At 71.3% G+C, this 18103-nt stretch carries 13 protein-coding genes; 9 read left to right on the forward strand and 4 right to left on the reverse strand.

Annotated features, from left to right (window positions below):
- Positions 1–33: 33 nt before the first annotated feature.
- Positions 34–1161, forward strand: a complete 1128-nt coding sequence (locus ACYVLP_RS24750) for a M24 family metallopeptidase (protein ID WP_460629944.1) — start codon at positions 34–36, stop codon at positions 1159–1161.
- 15 nt (positions 1162–1176) lie between these two features.
- Here ACYVLP_RS24750 and ACYVLP_RS24755 read toward each other — a convergent pair whose 3' ends face one another.
- Positions 1177–2583, reverse strand: a complete 1407-nt coding sequence (locus ACYVLP_RS24755) for an NAD(P)/FAD-dependent oxidoreductase (protein WP_460629945.1) — start codon at positions 2581–2583, stop codon at positions 1177–1179.
- Between the two features lie 82 nt (positions 2584–2665).
- Here ACYVLP_RS24755 and ACYVLP_RS24760 point away from each other — a divergent pair, with 82 nt between their 5' ends.
- The 5 genes from ACYVLP_RS24760 (at position 2666) to lysS (ending at position 8293) form a co-directional block, all read left to right on the forward strand.
- The gene (locus ACYVLP_RS24760; protein ID WP_460629946.1) at positions 2666–3511 is read left to right on the forward strand and encodes a GNAT family N-acetyltransferase; all 846 of its coding nucleotides are present in this window, start codon (positions 2666–2668) and stop codon (positions 3509–3511) included.
- Between the two features lie 129 nt (positions 3512–3640).
- Positions 3641–4669, forward strand: a complete 1029-nt coding sequence (gene fbaA, locus ACYVLP_RS24765; RefSeq protein WP_460629947.1) for a class II fructose-bisphosphate aldolase — start codon at positions 3641–3643, stop codon at positions 4667–4669.
- Positions 4666–5073: a DUF3151 domain-containing protein gene (locus tag ACYVLP_RS24770; protein WP_460629948.1), complete on the forward strand. Its 408-nt coding sequence runs from the start codon at positions 4666–4668 to the stop codon at positions 5071–5073. The genes fbaA and ACYVLP_RS24770 overlap by 4 nt, the downstream gene beginning before the upstream one ends.
- A gap of 102 nt (positions 5074–5175) precedes the next feature.
- Positions 5176–6486 (forward strand): adenylosuccinate synthase, encoded by a 1311-nt coding sequence (locus ACYVLP_RS24775; RefSeq protein WP_460629949.1) that lies wholly within the window; start codon positions 5176–5178, stop codon positions 6484–6486.
- 25 nt (positions 6487–6511) lie between these two features.
- The gene (gene lysS, locus ACYVLP_RS24780) at positions 6512–8293 is read left to right on the forward strand and encodes a lysine--tRNA ligase (RefSeq protein ID WP_460629950.1); all 1782 of its coding nucleotides are present in this window, start codon (positions 6512–6514) and stop codon (positions 8291–8293) included.
- Between the two features lie 119 nt (positions 8294–8412).
- Here lysS and ACYVLP_RS24785 read toward each other — a convergent pair whose 3' ends face one another.
- The gene (locus tag ACYVLP_RS24785; RefSeq protein WP_460629951.1) at positions 8413–9981 is read right to left on the reverse strand and encodes a M4 family metallopeptidase; all 1569 of its coding nucleotides are present in this window, start codon (positions 9979–9981) and stop codon (positions 8413–8415) included.
- 607 nt (positions 9982–10588) lie between these two features.
- Complete coding sequence (locus ACYVLP_RS24790) at positions 10589–12790, reverse strand: HelD family protein (RefSeq protein WP_460629952.1); 2202 nt, start codon at positions 12788–12790, stop codon at positions 10589–10591.
- A 150-nt stretch (positions 12791–12940) separates the two neighbouring features.
- Here ACYVLP_RS24790 and ACYVLP_RS24795 point away from each other — a divergent pair, with 150 nt between their 5' ends.
- Genes ACYVLP_RS24795 through ACYVLP_RS24805 form a run of 3 tightly spaced genes read left to right on the forward strand, consistent with a single transcriptional unit; the run spans position 12941 to position 15795 of the window.
- Positions 12941–13567, forward strand: coding sequence for a GNAT family N-acetyltransferase (locus tag ACYVLP_RS24795; RefSeq protein ID WP_460629953.1), 627 nt, complete (start codon positions 12941–12943; stop codon positions 13565–13567).
- A 55-nt stretch (positions 13568–13622) separates the two neighbouring features.
- Positions 13623–14903 (forward strand): phosphoribosylamine--glycine ligase, encoded by a 1281-nt coding sequence (gene purD, locus ACYVLP_RS24800; protein WP_460629954.1) that lies wholly within the window; start codon positions 13623–13625, stop codon positions 14901–14903.
- 1 nt (position 14904) lies between these two features.
- Positions 14905–15795: a phosphoribosylaminoimidazolesuccinocarboxamide synthase gene (locus ACYVLP_RS24805; protein WP_460629955.1), complete on the forward strand. Its 891-nt coding sequence runs from the start codon at positions 14905–14907 to the stop codon at positions 15793–15795.
- Between the two features lie 18 nt (positions 15796–15813).
- Here the strand turns inward: ACYVLP_RS24805 and ACYVLP_RS24810 are convergent, their stop codons facing one another.
- Positions 15814–17955, reverse strand: a complete 2142-nt coding sequence (locus ACYVLP_RS24810; protein WP_460629956.1) for an HNH endonuclease — start codon at positions 17953–17955, stop codon at positions 15814–15816.
- Positions 17956–18103 lie beyond the last annotated feature (148 nt).

Genomic DNA, 18103 nt, shown 5'->3' on the forward strand with positions numbered 1-18103 from the left:
AAGCCTGCGGCCGACCGGGCTAGATTCGCCTCCATGGGTGTGAGCTCCGCTGTCCTTGCCGTCACGACGATGCATGCCCGGCTCGACCGGCTGAGGTCGGCCGCTGAGCGTGCCGGCGCCGCCGCCGTCGTCGTGTCGCCCGGGTCCGACCTGCGCTACCTCGTCGGGGTGGGCGGCTCGTCGTTCGAGCGCCTGACGGCACTGGTCGTGCCGGCCGACGCAGCCGTGGCGCCGGTCTTCGTGTCTCCGAAGCTGGAGTATGCCGGCCTCGGCCACGTCCCGTTCGCCGACCTGGGCGTCGAGGTCCGCACGTGGGTCGACGGGGAGGACCCGTACGCCCTCGCCGTCGGCGGTATGCCGCCAGGCCCCGTCGCCGTGTCCGACATGACTCCCGCGCTGCACGTGCTCCGACTTCGCGACGCCGGCGCGACTCACCAGCGGCTCGCCGGTCCGATCCTGGCCCAGCTGCGGATGCGCAAGGACGCGACGGAGCTCGCCGAGCTCCGCCTCGCCGGGGAGGCGATCGACCGCGTGCACGCCCGCGTCGGGGAATGGCTGCGACCGGGCCGGACCGAGCAGGAGGTCGCGGCCGACATCGCGGCCGCGATCGTCGAGGAAGGCCACGCCGCAGCGGACTTCGTCATCGTCGGCTCCGGCCCGAACGCCGCCAGCCCCCACCACTCCGTGAGCGACCGGGTCGTGGAGGCGGGGGACGTCGTGGTGGTCGACATCGGCGGTCCGGTGCACTCGGGCTACAACTCCGACAGCACGAGGACGTATGCCGTCGGGTCACCTCGCGAGGCCGACGTGGCCACGGCATACGCGGCGCTGCGGGCGGCACAGCAGGCGGCGGTCGACGCGGTGCGTCCAGGGGTCTCGTGCCAGGACGTCGACCGCGCTGCCCGTCAGGTGCTCGTCGACGCCGGCCTCGGGGAGACCTTCATCCACCGCACCGGGCACGGCATCGGGCTCGACGTGCACGAGGAGCCGTACATCGTCGAGGGCAACGACCTGCCGCTCGAACCGGGGATGACGTTCAGCATCGAGCCGGGCGTCTATCTCACCGGCCGGTGGGGTGCCCGCATCGAGGACATCGTCGCCGTGACCTCGGACGGGGTGGAGCGTCTCAACCAACGCCCCACGGACCTCGCCGTCCTCTGACCAGGGCTGTGGAGGTCAGGAGTCGAAGCCGATGCCCATCCGGTCGAGGACCCGGAGCCACAGGCCACGCCGGCCGGTGCGGTCCTCGGCGGCAAGCGCGGCTCTGGTGGCCTGCACAGCGGCATACCGGATCGGCTCCGGCGGGAACGGGACCGGCTTACGCCGAACCATGCCCAGCCGGGTCCGCTCCGTGTCCCGTCCGTCGACGAGGTCGAGCGCGACCGCCGCCCCGAACCGGGTCGACGCGACGCCGAGCCCGGTGTAGCCGACGGCATACGCCATCCGCCCACCGAGCGCCGTCCCGAATACCGGGGTGAACCGCGACGTGGTGTCGATGACGCCCGCCCAGCGATGCGTGAACCGGATGCCCTCGAGCTGCGGGAAGATGTCGAGGAAGTGGTCGGCGAGCAGGCCGTGCGAGGCGTCCGACTGCTCCAGCGCGGGGTCGATGCGGCCGGGGAAGTGGTAGTTCGCGTCGTAACCGCCGAAGAGGACCCGGTCGTCGAGCGTCCTTCTGTAGTAATGGAACTGGTTGCCTGCGTCGGTCAGTCCCTCGCGTCCGCGCCAGCCGATCGCGGACAGCTGGTCAGGGCCCAGTGGCTCGGTCATGAGCACGTGGTCGTAGACCGGCAGCACCCACGCGCTGAGCCTCTTGAGCACCCCCTGCGACGCGTTGGTGCCGATGACGACCCGGCGCGCATGGATGCTGCCCGACTCGAGCCGGACCCGCACGCCGTGACCTTCGGTCTCGAATGCCGTTGCACGCGTGTGCTCGTGGAGGCGCACTCCGAGCGCCTCCGCCACCCTGGCCAGCCCCCAGACGAGGCGCGCAGGGTCGACGAGCGCTACCTCCGGGTCGAACATGCCGGCCAGGTAGCGCGGCGAGTCCACGCGCGCCCGTGACTGGGCAGCATCGAGCTGCTCGACGGGGATGCCGTGGGCCTGGTGGAGCTCGACGGCCTCCTTCACGGCCTCGACCTGGTGCTCGGACAGGGCGAGCGTCAGCTCCCCGGGCCGGTGGTAGTCGGCGTCGATGCCGTATGCCGTGATCGCCCGCTCGATGCCCGCGAAGTTCTCGGCGCCGAGCCTTTCGAGCGTCTCGATCTCGTCGGGCCAGCACGCCACACCCTGCGCGAGGCCGTGCGTGAGTGACGGCGACACGAAGCCGCCGTTGCGGCCCGAGGCACCGTCACCGAGCCGGTCGGCCTCGACCACGACGACGTCACGCGAGGGGTCGGCCTCCTTGGCCTGGATCGCAGCCCACAGCCCAGTGAAGCCGCCGCCGACGACGAGCAGGTCGGTGCGCGGCGGGGCGCCGGTGAGCGCCGGCCGTGGCTCCGGCCGCTCGGGCCGGTCGGTCCAGAAGGGCAGCGGGCGGGCGTCGGCGAGTGCCGCGGCGGCCCGCTGGCTCAGTGGGCTCATGCGGGCGCTCCCGGGCGAGCTGGCGGTCGGTACGTGGAAAGAGGCATGACGTGACGGATTCGACCATGCTTGGCTGGACCCTGTGAACCCCAGTTCGTTCCAGAGCGATTCCTCGTCCGCCACGACCCTGGGCCCGGCCGAGCTGCTGCGTGTCTTCCATGACCAGACCCGCGCTCCGGTCCTCGTCGGCACCGCCGCACGACCGATCGAGCTCGACGGCCCGGTCCGGCGGCAGTACGACCTCGACCCGGCGGGGCACTACGCCATGATCGAGAGCCCGGACGGGCTGGGACCCGACCCTGCGGCATACGACGCGGTCATCGCCCGGCAGCGGGACTTCTTCGCGGCCCGCGGCCAGCGGGTCGAGTGGAAGACGTACGACTACGACGAGCCCGCCGACCTGGGCGCGCGGCTGCTCGCTGCCGGTTTCGTCAAGGAGGACGACGAGGCGCTGATCCTCGGTGAGGCGGCTCCGCTCGCGGCCCAGGAGATCACGCTCCCGCCGGGGGTCGTCGTCCGGGCGGCGGACTCGTTCGAGGACTTCGTGCGGATGCGGGAGATGTCGGAGACGGTGTGGGACGACGACCACTCGTGGGTCACCGAGTCGCTCTATCCCGACTGGGTCGCCCGCCCCGGCACGATGGACGTCGTCGTGGTCGAGGAGTCGCGGCAGGGCCCGGTGCTCTGTGCGGCGAGGGGCGAGTACGACTCGAGCGGTTTCGTCGGCCTGTGGGGCGGCTCGACGCTGCCGGAGTGGCGCGGCAAGGGCCTCTACCGCGCCACCCTGCTGCACCGCGCCCGGCTCGGCCTGGAGCGGGGCAAGGAGTACGTCCGCGTGGACGCCTCGCCCGACTCCGAGCCGATCCTGCGCCGGCTCGGGCTGCACCGGGTCGCGACCACGGTCCCGTACGTCTTCGACCCGAGGTGAGCGCCCGCTCACCGCACCGTGGGCACCCCTGCCCGCCCACCGGCATACGTGGCAGGATTCACGGCGGACCCTGAACCGTTCCACGGCAGGTCCCGCACGCCGTTCGTCAACCCAAGCAGGAGTAAGTCAATGCCCATCGCCACCCCCGAGGTGTATGCCGACATGCTCGACCGCGCGAAGGCCGGCTCCTTCGCGTACCCCGCCATCAACGTCTCGAGCTCCCAGACGCTCAACGCGGCCCTCAAGGGCTTCGCCGACGCGGGGTCCGACGGCATCATCCAGGTGTCGACGGGCGGCGCCGAGTACCTCTCAGGCCCGAGCGTCAAGAGCATGGTCGCCGGGTCGCTCGCGTTCTCCGCGTTCGCGCACGAGGTCGCCAAGAACTACCCCGTCAACATCGCGCTGCACACCGACCACTGCCCCAAGGACAAGCTCGACGGCTTCGTCCGCCCGCTGCTCGCCGCCTCGGCCGAGCGGGTCAAGGCCGGCGGCACGCCGTGGTTCCAGTCGCACATGTGGGACGGCTCGGCCGTGCCGCTCGACGAGAACCTCGACATCGCGCGTGAGCTGCTGGCCCTCGCCAAGGCCGCCGATGTCGTCCTCGAGATCGAGGTCGGCGTCGTCGGCGGCGAGGAGGACGGCGTCGCCCACGAGATCAACGACAAGCTCTACTCCACGCCCGAGGACGCCATCGCCACCATCAAGGCGCTCGGCGCCGGCGAGAACGGCCGCTACCTCACCGCGCTGACGTTCGGCAACGTGCACGGCGTCTACAAGCCGGGCAACGTCAAGCTCCGCCCCGAGGTCCTCCTCGACGCGCAGCGCGCGGCGGCCAAGGAGCTCGGCCTCTCCGACGACGCCCGTCCGTTCGACCTCGTCTTCCACGGCGGCTCGGGCTCCCTGCCCGAGGAGATCTCGGCCGCGGTCGACTACGGCGTCGTCAAGATGAACGTCGACACGGACACGCAGTACGCCTACACCCGCCCGGTCGCCGACTGGATGCTTTCCAACTACGCCGGCGTGCTCAAGGTCGACGGTGAGGTCGGCAACAAGAAGCAGTACGACCCGCGCGCCTGGGGCAAGGCCGCCGAGGCCGGCATGTCCGCGCGCATCGTCGAGGCCTGCACGGCGCTTCGCTCGGCCGGCACCCACGCGTGAGCGACAACCTGCTCGGGATCCCCGAGACGCGCCTCGCGCCCGACCCTGCCGCTGCGCGCCTCGCGGCAGGGGAGGACCCGGTCAGGGTCGCGGCAGCCGTGCCGACGTCGTCGCTGGCGTGGGCGACTCTCGCGGAGGCGGCGCTCGCCGACGGCGGCCGGGACGTCGAGGCGTATGCCTACGCCCGCACCGGCTACCACCGCGCGCTGGACCAGCTGCGCAAGTCCGGCTGGCGCGGCCAGGGCCCGGTGCCGTGGTCGCACGAGCCGAACCGCGGCTTCCTGCGGGCGCTGGCTGCACTGTCGCGGGCGGCCCGGGCGATCGGTGAGTCCGACGAGGAGGCTCGGTGCGCCCAGTTCCTTCGCGACTCGTCGGCCGAGGGGGCGCGCGAGCTGGGTTTCTGACAGCCAGACGCCCAGCCTGAGCATGTACGGATGGCGCGCGGGGCGCGCTCGCCGAACCGATAACCTTGCCGGTGGCTCATCAGCACACGGAAAGGGAGCCTGATGCCGGCAATCGTGCTCGTCGGGGCGCAGTGGGGCGACGAAGGAAAGGGCAAGGCGACCGACCTGCTCGGCAGCAGCGTCGACTACGTCGTCAAGTTCAACGGCGGTAACAACGCCGGCCACACCGTCGTCATCGAGCAGGACGGCAAGCGGGAGAAGTACGCCCTGCACCTGCTCCCGTCGGGCATCCTCAGCCCGAACTGCACGCCCGTCATCGGCAACGGCGTCGTCATCGACCTCGCCGTGCTGTTCGAGGAGCTGGACGCGCTCCAGGCGCGCGGGGTCGACACGAGCAAGCTCGTCGTCAGCGCCAACGCCCACGTGATCCCGAGCTACAACCGCACCCTCGACAAGGTGACGGAGCGCTTCCTCGGCAGCCGCCGCATCGGCACCACCGGCCGTGGCATCGGTCCCACGTACGCCGACAAGATGAGCCGGGTCGGCATCCGGGTCCAGGACCTCTACGACGAGGGCATCCTGCGCCAGAAGGTGGAGGCGGCTCTCGCCTTCAAGAACCAGGTGCTCGCCAAGATCTACAACACGCGCGCGGCCGTCGTCGACGACGTCGTGGCGGACCTCCTGTCGTATGCCGCCCGGCTGGCTCCCATGGTCGCCGACACGGCGCTCGAGCTGAGCCAGGCGCTGGACCGTGGCGACACGGTGCTCTTCGAGGCCGGTCAGGCGACCCTGCTCGACGTCGACCATGGGACGTACCCGTATGTCACGTCGAGCAACGCCACCTCGGGCGGGGCGTGCACGGGCTCCGGCGTCCCACCGACCCGCATCGACTCGGTCATCGCCATCCTCAAGGCGTACACCACCCGGGTCGGGGAGGGTCCGTTCCCGACGGAGCTGCACGACGACATGGGCGAGTTCCTGCGCAAGACCGGCGCTGAGTACGGCGTCACGACCGGGCGCCCGCGTCGCTGCGGCTGGCTCGATGTCGTCATCGGTCGCTACGCCCACCGCATCAACGGCGTCACCGACTTCGTCATCACCAAGCTCGACGTCCTCACCGGCCTCGACAAGGTGCCGATCTGCGTGGCCTACGACGTGGGCGGCGTGCGTCACGACGAGATGCCCGTCAACCAGACCGACTTCCACCACGCGACCCCGATCTACGAGGAGCTCCCCGGCTGGTGGGAGGACATCACCCACTGCCGGTCCTTCGACGAGCTGCCCGCCAACGCCCAGGCCTACGTGCTGCGGGTCGAGGAGCTGATCGGGGCCCGTGTGTCGGCGATCGGCGTCGGCCCCGGACGCGACGAGATCATCGAGCGCTACCCGCTGAAGCCCGCGGTCGCGCGCTGAGCACCCCTGACGACAAAGGAAATCCATGACTGACACAGTCGCCCCCGTCGACTGGGTGTCGCGCCTCGCCGACGAGGTCATCGCCGAGGCCGAGCACCGCAACCCGGGCGAGAAGATCGTCTGCGCCTCGGGCATCAGCCCGTCCGGCCCCATCCACCTCGGCAACTTCCGCGAGCTGATCACGCCGCACCTCGTCGCCGACGAGATCAAGCGCCGCGGCGTCGACTGCGAGCACATCCTGTCGTGGGACGACTACGACCGGTTCCGCCGTGTCCCGAAGACCCTCGACGGCGTCGACGAGACGTGGGAGCAGTACATCGGTATGCCGCTGACGGCCGTCCCGCCGCCCGCGGGGTCACCGCACGCCAACTGGGCCGAGCACTTCAAGGCGCCGCTCATCGAGGCGATGGCAGCGACGGGCATCGAGGTGCGCCAGATCAGCCAGACGGAGCAGTACCGCGCGGGCGCCTACCGCGACCAGGTGCTGCTCGCGATGCGCGAGCGCACGGCGATCGACAAGGTGCTGGACCAGTACCGCACCCTCGAGGCGGCCGAGGCGGCCCGCCAGAAGGAGAGCGGCAGGGGGAAGCAGCACGGCAAGGGGCCGAAGCTCACCGAGGAGCAGGAGGCGGCGGCCACCGAGGCCGAGCGCGGCTCCGGCGCCGCGACCGAGGACGACGGCAGCAAGGGCAAGGCCGGCTACTACCCCTACAAGCCGTTCTGCACGGTCTGCGGCACCGACTTCACGACGGTCACGGCCTACGACGACGACACCCACGAACTGACGTACGAGTGCACCAGGTGCGGCCACGTCGAGACGGTCGACCTCGACACGTTCACGAGCGGCAAGCTCGTGTGGAAGGTCGACTGGCCGATGCGCTGGGCGTACGAGCACGTCATGTTCGAGCCGTCGGGCGTCGACCACCAGAGCCCGGGGTCGAGCTTCGTCGTCGGCAAGGACCTGGCCCCGATCTTCGGCTGGGAGCGCCCGATCGGGCCGATGTACGCGTTCGTCGGCATCGCCGGCATGGCGAAGATGAGCTCGAGCAAGGGTGGTGTGCCCATCCCGACTGACGCGCTCGAGGTCATGGAGCCGCCGGTGCTGCGCTGGCTCTACGCGCGTCGCCGGCCGAACCAGAGCTTCGACGTCGCCTTCGGGCCCGAGCTGCAGCGGCTCTACGACGAGTGGGATGCCTTGAACCGTAAGGTCGCCGACGGCTCAGCCCAAGCGGGTGACCTCGCCGCGCACCTGCGGGCTTCGTCGACGGCGTCCGGGGTCCTGCCCACGACTCCCCGCCCGATGCCGTTCCGCACGATCGCTTCCGTCATCGACGTCACCCAGGGCGACGAGGTCCAGGCTGTGCGCATCCTGTCCGACCTCGACCCCGACAACCCCGTGGAGTCGACCGAGGACCTGCGCCCCCGCCTCGACTGTGCGGAGCGCTGGATGCTCGGCTACGTCCCTGAGCAGGACCGCACGGTCGTGCGGTCCGAGCCGGACGCGGCCCTGTTGGAGGGCCTCGACGACCAGCAGCGGGAGTCGCTGCGCCTGCTCGTCGACGGCCTCGACGACCACTGGTCCCTCGACGGGCTGACCCACCTCGTGTATGCCGTGCCGAAGATCCAGCGCGGCCTCGACCCAGAGGCGAAGGTCAAGGACCCGGAGCTCTCAGCGGCGCAGCGCGCGTTCTTCGCGCTCGTGTACCAGCTGCTCGTCGGCAAGGACACAGGCCCGCGCCTGCCCACGCTCCTGCTGGCCGTGGGCAAGGCGAAGGTCGAGCAGCTCGTCGGCCTGTCCGCGCCCTGACCCTGATGGGTGCCTGGTCGACGTGTGCCGACGGCGCCGCTCGTTGCCCGAGTCCGGTCGAGTGGTCATGTCGATGGGCGTGACCACTCGACCGGTGCCTCATGCCTGCGACGCCGGGGTCACTTGACGCTGACGGCGGACCAGGCGGCGGCCGTGGCGGCATACTGCGTGCTGCCCGTGCCGTAGAGGTCGGCGGCCGCGGAGAGCATGCCCGCGCGGGCGCCCGAGTAGTTCGTCGACGACGTCCAGTACGTCGTCAGAGCGCGGTACCAGATCGCCGCTGCGGCATCGTGCCCGATGCCGACGACGGTCGAGCCGTTGCACGTCGGGCTGTTGTACGACACGCCGTTGATGGTCTTGGCGCCGCTGCCCTCCGAGAGCAGGTAGAAGGCGTGGTTGCCGACACCTGACGAGTAGTGCACGTCGAGCGAGCCGACGCGCCGGCTCCAGCAGTCAGCGGAAGCGCCGTCCTTGCTCGGCTTGTCCATCCAGCGCAGTGGCCCCGCGCCGTTGAGCGCGAAGCGCTCGCCGATGAGATAGTCGCCGGGGTCGCCGGTCGTGTTGGCGGTCCACTCGACCATCGTGCCCATCACGTCCGACGTCGACTCGTTGAGCCCGCCGGACTCCTTGTTGTAGACGAGGCCGGCCGTCGCCGAGGTCACGCCGTGCGTCATCTCGTGACCTGCGACATCGAGTGAGACCAGCGGACCGTAGCTGACGCCGTCACCGTCGCCGTATCGCATGCAGAAGCACGTGTCGCTCCACGACGCGTTGACCCAGTTGGTGCCCACGTGGACGAGGCTGCGGGCTCCCTTGCCGTCGTTCTTGATCCCGTTGCGACCGAAGGTGTTCTTGTAGAAGTCCCAGGTCGCGGCGACGCCGAAGTCGGCGTCGACCGCCGCCGTCTGGCGGTTGCTGTTAGAGCCGGTCCCCCAGACGTTGTCGGCGTCCGTGAAGAGGGTGCCGGTCGTCGACGTCGTCGACCCGTTGTTGCCGTCCTCGGTGCGGGCACCGCCGCGCGTGCCGTCGATCATCTGCCACTGGCCGCCGGAGGCCGTCGTCTGCACGGTCACGGTGCCGAGGTAGAGGCTGTTGCCGGTCCCGGCGTCGTTGATCTCGGTGGCCCAGTGGTCGACGACCGCGCCGGTCCTGGCATCGACGAAGACGACCTCGCCTGCAGGCTCGTGGTGGGCGCCGACACCGTTCACCTGCGTCTTCCAGACCAGCCGAGCCGGTCCGTAGGCATAGACGGCGAGTGACGGGGTCGAGGTCTGGACGGTGAAGTCGACGCTGTGGGCCGCCGTGGCGGCCGCAGCCGATGGCGTGACCGTGGCCCGGGTGGAGGCCACGCGGACGCCGGTCGCTGCTGCGTTGACGCCCTTCCACGCGCCGTTGCCGGACAGGTGGACCACGAGATCGCCACCGACCACCGGCAGCCCCTTGAAGGTGCGGTCGAACCGGACATGCGTGGCGCCGTCGCGGTCGGTGGCGACACTCTTGGCAGTGAGCGCCTGGTCGGCGTCGAGGCCGAATGCCGGCCCATGGGCTCGCGCGGCCGCGGCGGCCCGAGCGGCACCGTTGCCGACGGGTCCGGCTGCGGCCTGGGCGGTGGTTGTCGCCACGGTCCCCAGCGTGGCGGCGAGCGCCGCCGCAGACGCGACGGCGGCGGTGAGGAAGGTCTTCTTCAACGGATCTCCTGGTTGTCGGAGCGGCCCGAGCGCGGTCGGTCGACCGTGAGGTCACCTTCATGCCTGCGCGTCTCTCGCGCCACTGGTGTCACAGGAGTTTGCCGCCGCTTGAAGAAGAATTGGTCAGCGACCGAGGAGGCTCACAACAAACTCCCAGGAAAGCAAGCTCGCGCCGCAGCCTTTCGGCCGGTCATATCGAAACGACCAGCGTCCGTGGGGATCCCGGTGAGACCCCCCTTCGAGTGGCCACGTGGGCAGTGCCGTGCGGAGGGGACGGACATAAATCGGGCGAGGGGCGAGATGCAGGGGGGAGGCATCTCGTCCCTCGCCCGGTGCGAGTCCACATTGGGGGGCGGGACTGCGCCGAACGCCGAAGGGTCTCAGGGGGGAGGAGACCGGCGGGGAGGGTAGGTTCGCGCTCCTTCGACGTACGTCAATCATCCCTCCAGTTCGGGATTCCGTCGACTATTGCCTCATTCCTTGAACAACTCTTTACCAAGCTGGAACGGCCGGTTCCGCGCATCCTCCTACCGGGTCGGCCGTGGGCGCGACAAAGCGCCGAGCGCGCGCCCGACAGCGCACGTTTCGGCGCCCCCGCCGGGCAAAATCAGGAAAGCACCGTCATCCGATGGGCGGCCCGGGTGAGTGCCACGTAGAGCACGCGGACCCCGCCGGGCGACTCGCGGGTGATCTCGTCGGGGTCGACGACGACGGTCGCGTCGTACTCCAGACCCTTGGTCGACATCGGGTCGACCACGGCCACCCGGCCGTCACCGAGCTCGGCCACGGGAGCGAGCAGGACGGCATACGCCGACGGGGTCACGACCGCGATGGCGCCCTCGACCTCGCCGAGCAGGTCGGTCACGGCCGCCGTCACCGACGCCAGCGGGTCGGGCCCGAGCGGGGCCTCGGCCGGCTGGACGCCGGTCTCCCGGACCGCCTGGGGGATGTCGGCGTCGGGCACCTCCCGACGAACGACCTCGGCGGCATAGTCGAAGATCTCGCGCGCGTTGCGGTAGTTGGTGTCCATGTGGAACTGCTGGCGCGCCTGTGAGCCGAACGCCTCCTCGCGCGCCGCCGTCGCCTCGACGGCATCCGGCCAGGAGGCCTGGGCGGCGTCGCCGACGACCGTCCACGACGCGTGCCGACCCCGCCGTCCGATCATCCGCCACTGCATGGGCGAAAGGTCCTGGGCCTCGTCGACGAGGACGTGGGCGTACTCCTCGAAGCGGCCGATCCGGCCGGCCAGGAGGCGTTCGCGCGGGTCGCTCGACACGACCGAGGACGCACCGGAACGGTCCGGACCGGAGACAGGCTGCACCTCGGTGACGCCATACTGGCTGAGGTCGTCGAGCTCCTCGATCTCGTAGAAGCCGCGCTCCTCCTTGGGCTGGTCCTGGACGGCGCCGACCCGCGCGGAGATGTCGTCGATGAGGGCGACGTCGGAGACCGACCACCGGCCGGTCTCGAGCGCCAGCCGGAACGAGGCCGCGAGCTGCTGTACCTCGGCCTCGGTCAGCGCGCCGCGTGCGTGCCGGCGCACGAGCGCGGGGTCGGCGAGCCACAGGAGCACCTCCCGGGGGTCGACCTGCGGCCACCAGGCCTGCATGAACGCCTCGACGTCGAGGTGGTCCTCCCACTTGTCCATGAACTCCGCCTTGGCGTCGCGCTCACCCGTCACGCCGAGCGAGGCCCAGGCCGCCTCCCCGAGGGCCGCCTGCGCGGCGGCGGTCGCGGTGTTGCGCTGGTGCTGGCGCAGGACCTGCGAGCGCACCCGGTCGAGGTCCCGCGCCTCGAGCCGCACCGGACGCCCCGCGACCATGGCGCGGAACTCGGTCGGCGCGTCCGGCACCCGACCGCGGGCCGCGGCGCCGAGCATCGGGCGGATCCGCGTCGAACCCTTCACTCGCGCCACCTCAGGGCTGTCGAGCCGCTCTGCGTGCACGACGTCGATGACGTCGCCGAGGGCGCGCAGGACGACGCTCTCCTCGCCGAGCGACGGGAGCACGCGCTCGATGTATGCGGTGTACGCCCCCGAGGGCCCGACCACGAGGATGCCGCCCGCCTCGAAGCGACGCCGGTCGGAGTAGAGCAGGTATGCCGCGCGGTGCAGCGCCACGACCGTCTTGCCCGTGCCCGGGCCGCCGGTGATCTCCGTGATGCCGCGCGCGCTGGCGCGGATCGCCTCGTCCTGGTGCGCCTGGATCGTGGCGACGATGTCGCGCATCCGGGCGCCGCGGGTGCGGGTGAGGGCCGCCATGAGAGCGCCGTCGCCCACCACGACGAGGTCGTCGGGAGCCTCGGGGACCATGAGGTCGTCCTCGACACCGATCACGGTGGTGCCCCGGCTGCGCAGCACTCGACGGCGCAATACGCCCATCGGCTGGGCCGGTGTGGCGCGGTAGAACGGCGACGCCGCCGGTGCCCGCCAGTCGATGACGAGCGGCTCGTAGTCGTCGTCGCGCACGCCGAGGCGGCCGATGTAGCGCACTTCGCGCTCGGGGGTCTGGCCGTTGCTGCCCTGGTGCTCGATGTCGAGCCGGCCGAACACCAGGCCTTCGTACTGGGTGTCGAGAGCCGTGCGCCGTTTGGCCGCGTGGAACATCAGCGCGTCGCGCTCGAACAAGCCCGCCCCCTCGGCGTCGCCGACCTCCACGAGCCGGCCGAACTGGCTGCGCGCCATGCCCTCGGCCTGCACGACGTCAGCGCGCCGACCGGCCTTCTCGAGCTCCTCGTGGACGCGGTCGACATGGGCCTGCTCGACCGCGATCTCGTGGGCGAGGTCGTCGGGGATGCTCTTGGTCGACACCGGCGATGCGTCGCGCGAACCGGGCGCGCTGCTCCGCTGGGACGATACGTTCGAAGTGCTCACTGAGATCCATGGGCTCGAGGGACGCCACGGGTGGGATCCAGGTGACCCACCGCGTGGCGCGGGAACCATCAAGTCTACTGTCATGGCATGTCAACCACGGCCTGCGTCCCACCGACGGGCGCGCCGCTCATCGGCCGTTGGGTCCGCCTCGACGTGATGACCCCCGCTGACGCCACCGGCCTGTTCGAGGTCTACGCCGACCCGCGCTGCTACGAGCAGGGCTTCGCGATGATGCGGCCCCACCTGACCGTCGCCGACACCGAGGCGCTCGTCGCCGCCTCGATCGCGGCTCACGAGGCCGGCCGGACGGCATACACGATCCGCCTCGTCGGCGACTCGCCCCTCGGCAACGCCGGCACTGTGGTGGGGTCGAGCTCTTTGGGCGACGTCGACACCGAGCGCGAGCACGTGCATCTTGGCTGGACGATGTACGGCTCCCGGTGGTGGGGCACCCAGGTCAACCCGGAGGCCAAGTTCCTGCTCCTCGCGCACGCCTTCGAGACGTGCGGCTTCGGGCGGGTCAAGATCCAGACCGACGTCATCAACGGCCGGTCGCGGGCGGCGATCCTCAAGCTCGGCGCGGTCTTCGAGGGGGTCATGCGCCGCGACGTCCGCCGCCCCGACGGGACCTGGCGCGACACCGCGGTCCACTCGATCCTCGTGGACGAGTGGCCGCAGGTGCGAGCAGGCCTGCTCGCGCGGCTCGCGGGGTAGCCCGGCGTCGAGACGGAGCGACCGTGGCCCGCACCGTGCCAATAGGCTGGGCGCCGTGAAGGTCCTCGTCCTCGGCTCCGGCGCCCGCGAACATGCACTCGTCAAGGCCGTCGCGGCCGATCCTGAGGTCGACGCGGTCGTCGCCGCGCCCGGCAACCCGGGCATCGACGCGACGGCCCTCTGCCTGCCGGTCGACATCCTCGACGGCGACGCGGTCGCGGCCCTCGCGCGCGAGCACGAGGTCGACCTCGTCGTCGTCGGGCCGGAAGCACCTCTGGTCGCAGGGGTCGCCGACATATGCCGGGAGGCCGGCTTCGCTGTCTTCGGCCCGTCCGCAGAGGCGGCTCGGCTCGAGGGCAGCAAGTCGTTCGCCAAGGAGGTCATGGCGGCCGCCGACGTGCCCACCGCGCTGGCACACGTCTGCACCTCGGTCGACGAGGTCGAGTCGGCCCTCGATGCACTCGGCGCGCCGCATGTCGTCAAGGACGACGGGCTGGCCGCCGGCAAGGGTGTCCTCGTGACCGACTCCCGCGATGCCGCTCTCGAGCATGCCCGCGTCTGTCTGGCCAAGCCGGGTGGCCGGGTCGTCGTCGAGGAGTTCCTCGACGGGCCCGAGGTGTCGGTGTTCTGCGTGTCCGACGGCACGACCGTGCTCGCGCTCCCGCCGGCGCAGGACTTCAAGCGCGTCGGCGACGACGACGCTGGTCCCAACACCGGCGGCATGGGGGCCTACTCGCCGCTCGACTGGGCGCCTGCCGGCCTGGCCGACGAGATCGTCGAGCGCGTCGCCCGCCCGACCATCGAGGAGATGTACAAGCGCGGCACGCCCTTCGTCGGCGTGCTCTACGTCGGCCTGGCGCTGACCTCCCGCGGGCCGCGCGTGATCGAGTTCAACGCCCGGTTCGGCGACCCCGACGGGCAGGCGTCTATCGCGCGCCTCCAGTCGCCCTTCGCGCAGCTGCTCCTCGCCGCCGCGACCGGGGGCCTGGCCGACTTCGGCCGGCTGCGCTGGTCCGACGACCACGCGGTGGTCGTCGTGATCGCGTCCGAGGGCTACCCCGCCGCGCCTCGCACCGGCGACCCGATCACCGGGATCGACGCCGCGACGGAGGTGCCGGGAGTCGCCGTGCTCCACGCCGGCACCGGGCGCGACGAGCACGGCGCGCTCGTCTCCGCAGGCGGGCGTGTGCTCGACGTCGTCGCGGTCGCTCCCTCGCTCGCGCAGGCCCGCGAGGCGGCATACGAAGCGGTGTCGGTCATCGACCTGCCCGGCTCGCACCATCGCGCGGACATCGCCCTTCGAGCAGAGCGCGACGAGATCACGGTAGGTGGCTGACATGAAGAGACTTGACCTGCCCGGCTACCAGCACGTCTACTCCGGCAAGGTCCGCGAGCTCTACGCGCCGGTCGACGCGGACGGCAGGCGGGCCGACGACCGGCTCCTTCTCGTCGCCTCCGACCGGATCTCGGCCTACGACTGGGTGCTCGACACCCCGATCCCCGACAAGGGCGAGGTGCTCACCCGGCTGTCGCTGTGGTGGTTCGACCAGCTCAAGGACCTCGTGCCGAACCACGTGCTGTCGACTGACGTGCCGGATGCGGTGCGGGGCAAGGCGGTGGTCGTGCGCCGGCTCGAGATGCTCAAGGTCGAGGCGATCGCCCGGGCCTACCTCACCGGCGGCGGGCTCGAGGAGTACCGCGCGAAGGGGTCGGTCAGCGGCGTCGTCCTCCCGGACGGGCTGGAGGACGGCTCGCGGCTGCCAGAGCCGGTCTTCACCCCGACGACGAAGGCGCCCGTGGGCCAGCACGACCTGCCGATGAGGCCGGCGGAGGTCGAGGCCGAGCTCGGTCTGGACGTGGCTGCCGAGGTCGCCGAGCTGACCTGCGCGATCCTGGCGCGTGGCAACGAGATCGCCGCCGAGCGCGGCATCCTCATCGCCGACACCAAGGTCGAGTTCGGGCGCGTCCCGGGGGGCGCCACCCTCATGCTCGCGGACGAGGTACTGACGCCGGACTCGTCGCGCTTCTGGCCGGCGGCGGCCTGGCAGCCCGGACGAACGCAGCCGTCCTACGACAAACAGTTCGTGCGCGACTGGCTCACCTCACCCGAGTCCGGCTGGTCCAAGGCCAGCGGCGAGGCGCCTCCCGCGCTGCCCGAGCGGGTCGTCGAGCAGACGCGCGCGAAGTACGTCGAAGCCTACGAGCTGCTCACCGGCGAGAGCTTCTGAGCCTGCAGGGTCGCCAGCTCAGCTCGCGAGCTCGATGGTGAAGTACGGATTGCGCACGAGGTCGAACACTGTTGCATCCGGTCCGGGTCTCCTCCTCCTGGAGCGCGGTCGGCCCTCGAGCCCTGGTAACACCGGGGGCGCCAGGCTTCGATAGGTGTGGCCGGTGGGAGTCACGATCTGCACCGTGTGCGGGCGGTCCGTGCCCCCGCTCGGTCCGGGGTCGATGACCGCAGCCGTCCAGCCGGGCTCTTCTTTCACGAGGTTGCACCGGACGCACAGGCCCTGGCCGTTGGTCGCCGTCGTCGGCCCACCCTGCGCATATGGCTGGATGTGGTCGATGTGCGCCGCCGGGGCGTCGCACCACGGAGTCCGGCACTGGCCGTCTCGGGCGACGACGAACCGCCGCAGGCCGGCCGGAAAGAGGCGCCGGGAACTGTCCATGGCCACCAGCGAGCCGGTGCCCGGATGCGTGAAGAGACGCCTGAGCCAGATCGTCGCGGCCCGCGCTCCAGAGGACGCAGCCTCCGATCCGGCTGCGGCACTCGAACTGGCCGCACCCGGACTGGCAGCGCCCGGACTGGCTGCGCCCGGACTGGCAGCGCCCGGACTGGCAGCGCCCGGACTGGCTGCGCTGGGACTGGCAGCGCCCGGACTGGCAGCGCCCGGACTGGCAGCGCCCGGACTGGCAGCGCCCGGACTGGCAGCGCCCGGACTCGACGCGCCTGGACCGGCTTCGGCCGGACCGGACGCGACGACCGGACCGGACGCGACGCCCGCGATGGGCATGACGCCTGCGCCGGCTGCCGTACCTGGATCGGATGCGTCGCTGGGACTTGATGGGCCGCTGGGACGTGATGGGCCGCTGGGACTTGATGGGTCGCTGGGACGTGATGGGTCGCTGGGACGTGATGGGTCGCTGGGACGTGATGGGCCGCTGGGGCTTGATGGGCCGCTGGGACGTGATGGGCCGCTGGGGCTGGCTGTGACGCCCTGACGTGAGGCAGGGCTCCCGGGTGGCCCGACCGGAGCGAGGTCTCGGGTCAGCAGGTCGCGGGCCCAGCCAGCGGGGACGGGTCCGTAGCCGGGGATGTGCGCGGGCGTATCTGCCCCCTCGATGAGGGCGCGATCGGTGATGACGAGCTGCACCTCGACGGGCACGTCGCGTGCCTGAGCCTGGCCCGTCACTCGTTCGACCAGGGTGTCAGCCATGAGCTGGCCCTTGCCTCGCTCGTCGCCGGATGCCTTCGCGCTCAGCGCGGCCCGCGACAAGGCGGCATGCACTGCGACCGCCTGCGCGACGGGCAGGACTGCTGACACGAGCGCCATCGTGTCGGGGATCGGACGGATCGTGACTCGCCTCTCGCTCTCGGCCGTGCGTGCCCGCTCGACTGCTCCCTGTGCATCGAGCCGGTCGGCGGAGGCCCGGACGCGTCGCTCCAGCTCGCGGTCGCCCCACGAGCCGACGCCCGCGAAGGGGTCCGTGAGGTCAAGGTGGGCTCCCACGACCTCGGAGTCGACCAGCGTGCGCACCTCGGGAGCCAGATGGCTCGTGCCACGCACGACGAGCTCGGCGCGCCGCTCGTTGATCGCGCCGACCGTCAGTGCGGCCAGGGTGTGCGGGAGATCTTGGACCAGCGCCACTGAGAGGTTCGCGAGCCGAACACCGCGGGCCGGCGACTCATGCCGGGCCAGCGCGACCTGGGCAGCGACGCCCGTGCGGGTCAGAGTCTGCCGAGCCGCTCGGGACCGCCCGCCGTGCCCCTCTCGACCCGACTGAGCGAGGGACGAGGACCCACGGCCCGGCTCGGTGGGCACCAGCTCGAGCGCGCGCGCGTGGTCGCGCGCCGCAACCCAGCCGTCGAAGTCGCCGGCGTCGGAGCAGGCCTGCGCCTCCGCCCGGAGCAGCCTCGCCTTCGCGGCCTGCGTGTCGACGAACCGCGCGGTCAATCTGGCCTGCGCCGCCGCGCACGCTGCCTTGGCCCGCTCGAGCAGGTCGAGCTGCGAGATCAGCTCCTCGTCGGTGGCGCGGTCGAGGTCGAGCCCGCCGAGGGCGTTTGCGAGCTCGGCCGGGACATGAGTTGACGGGTCCCAGGACGTCTCCGGCGAGCTGGGCTCATCGCCCGCTCCGCCCTGACGTCGCCATGCCATCCCGTCGAACATGTGTTCGATTCTAGGTCAAGCCGGTGACACTCGACCGGCGCGACGTTGGGTCTGTGGACAACCGGCCGATCGCGCCAGACCAGCCCCGCGCGCCCGCGCGGGCGTAAGGGGCGTGGGAGGTGGTGTCGGTGTCGGATGCCAGGGTGGC

It is taken from the genome of Intrasporangium mesophilum, assembly GCF_054783095.1.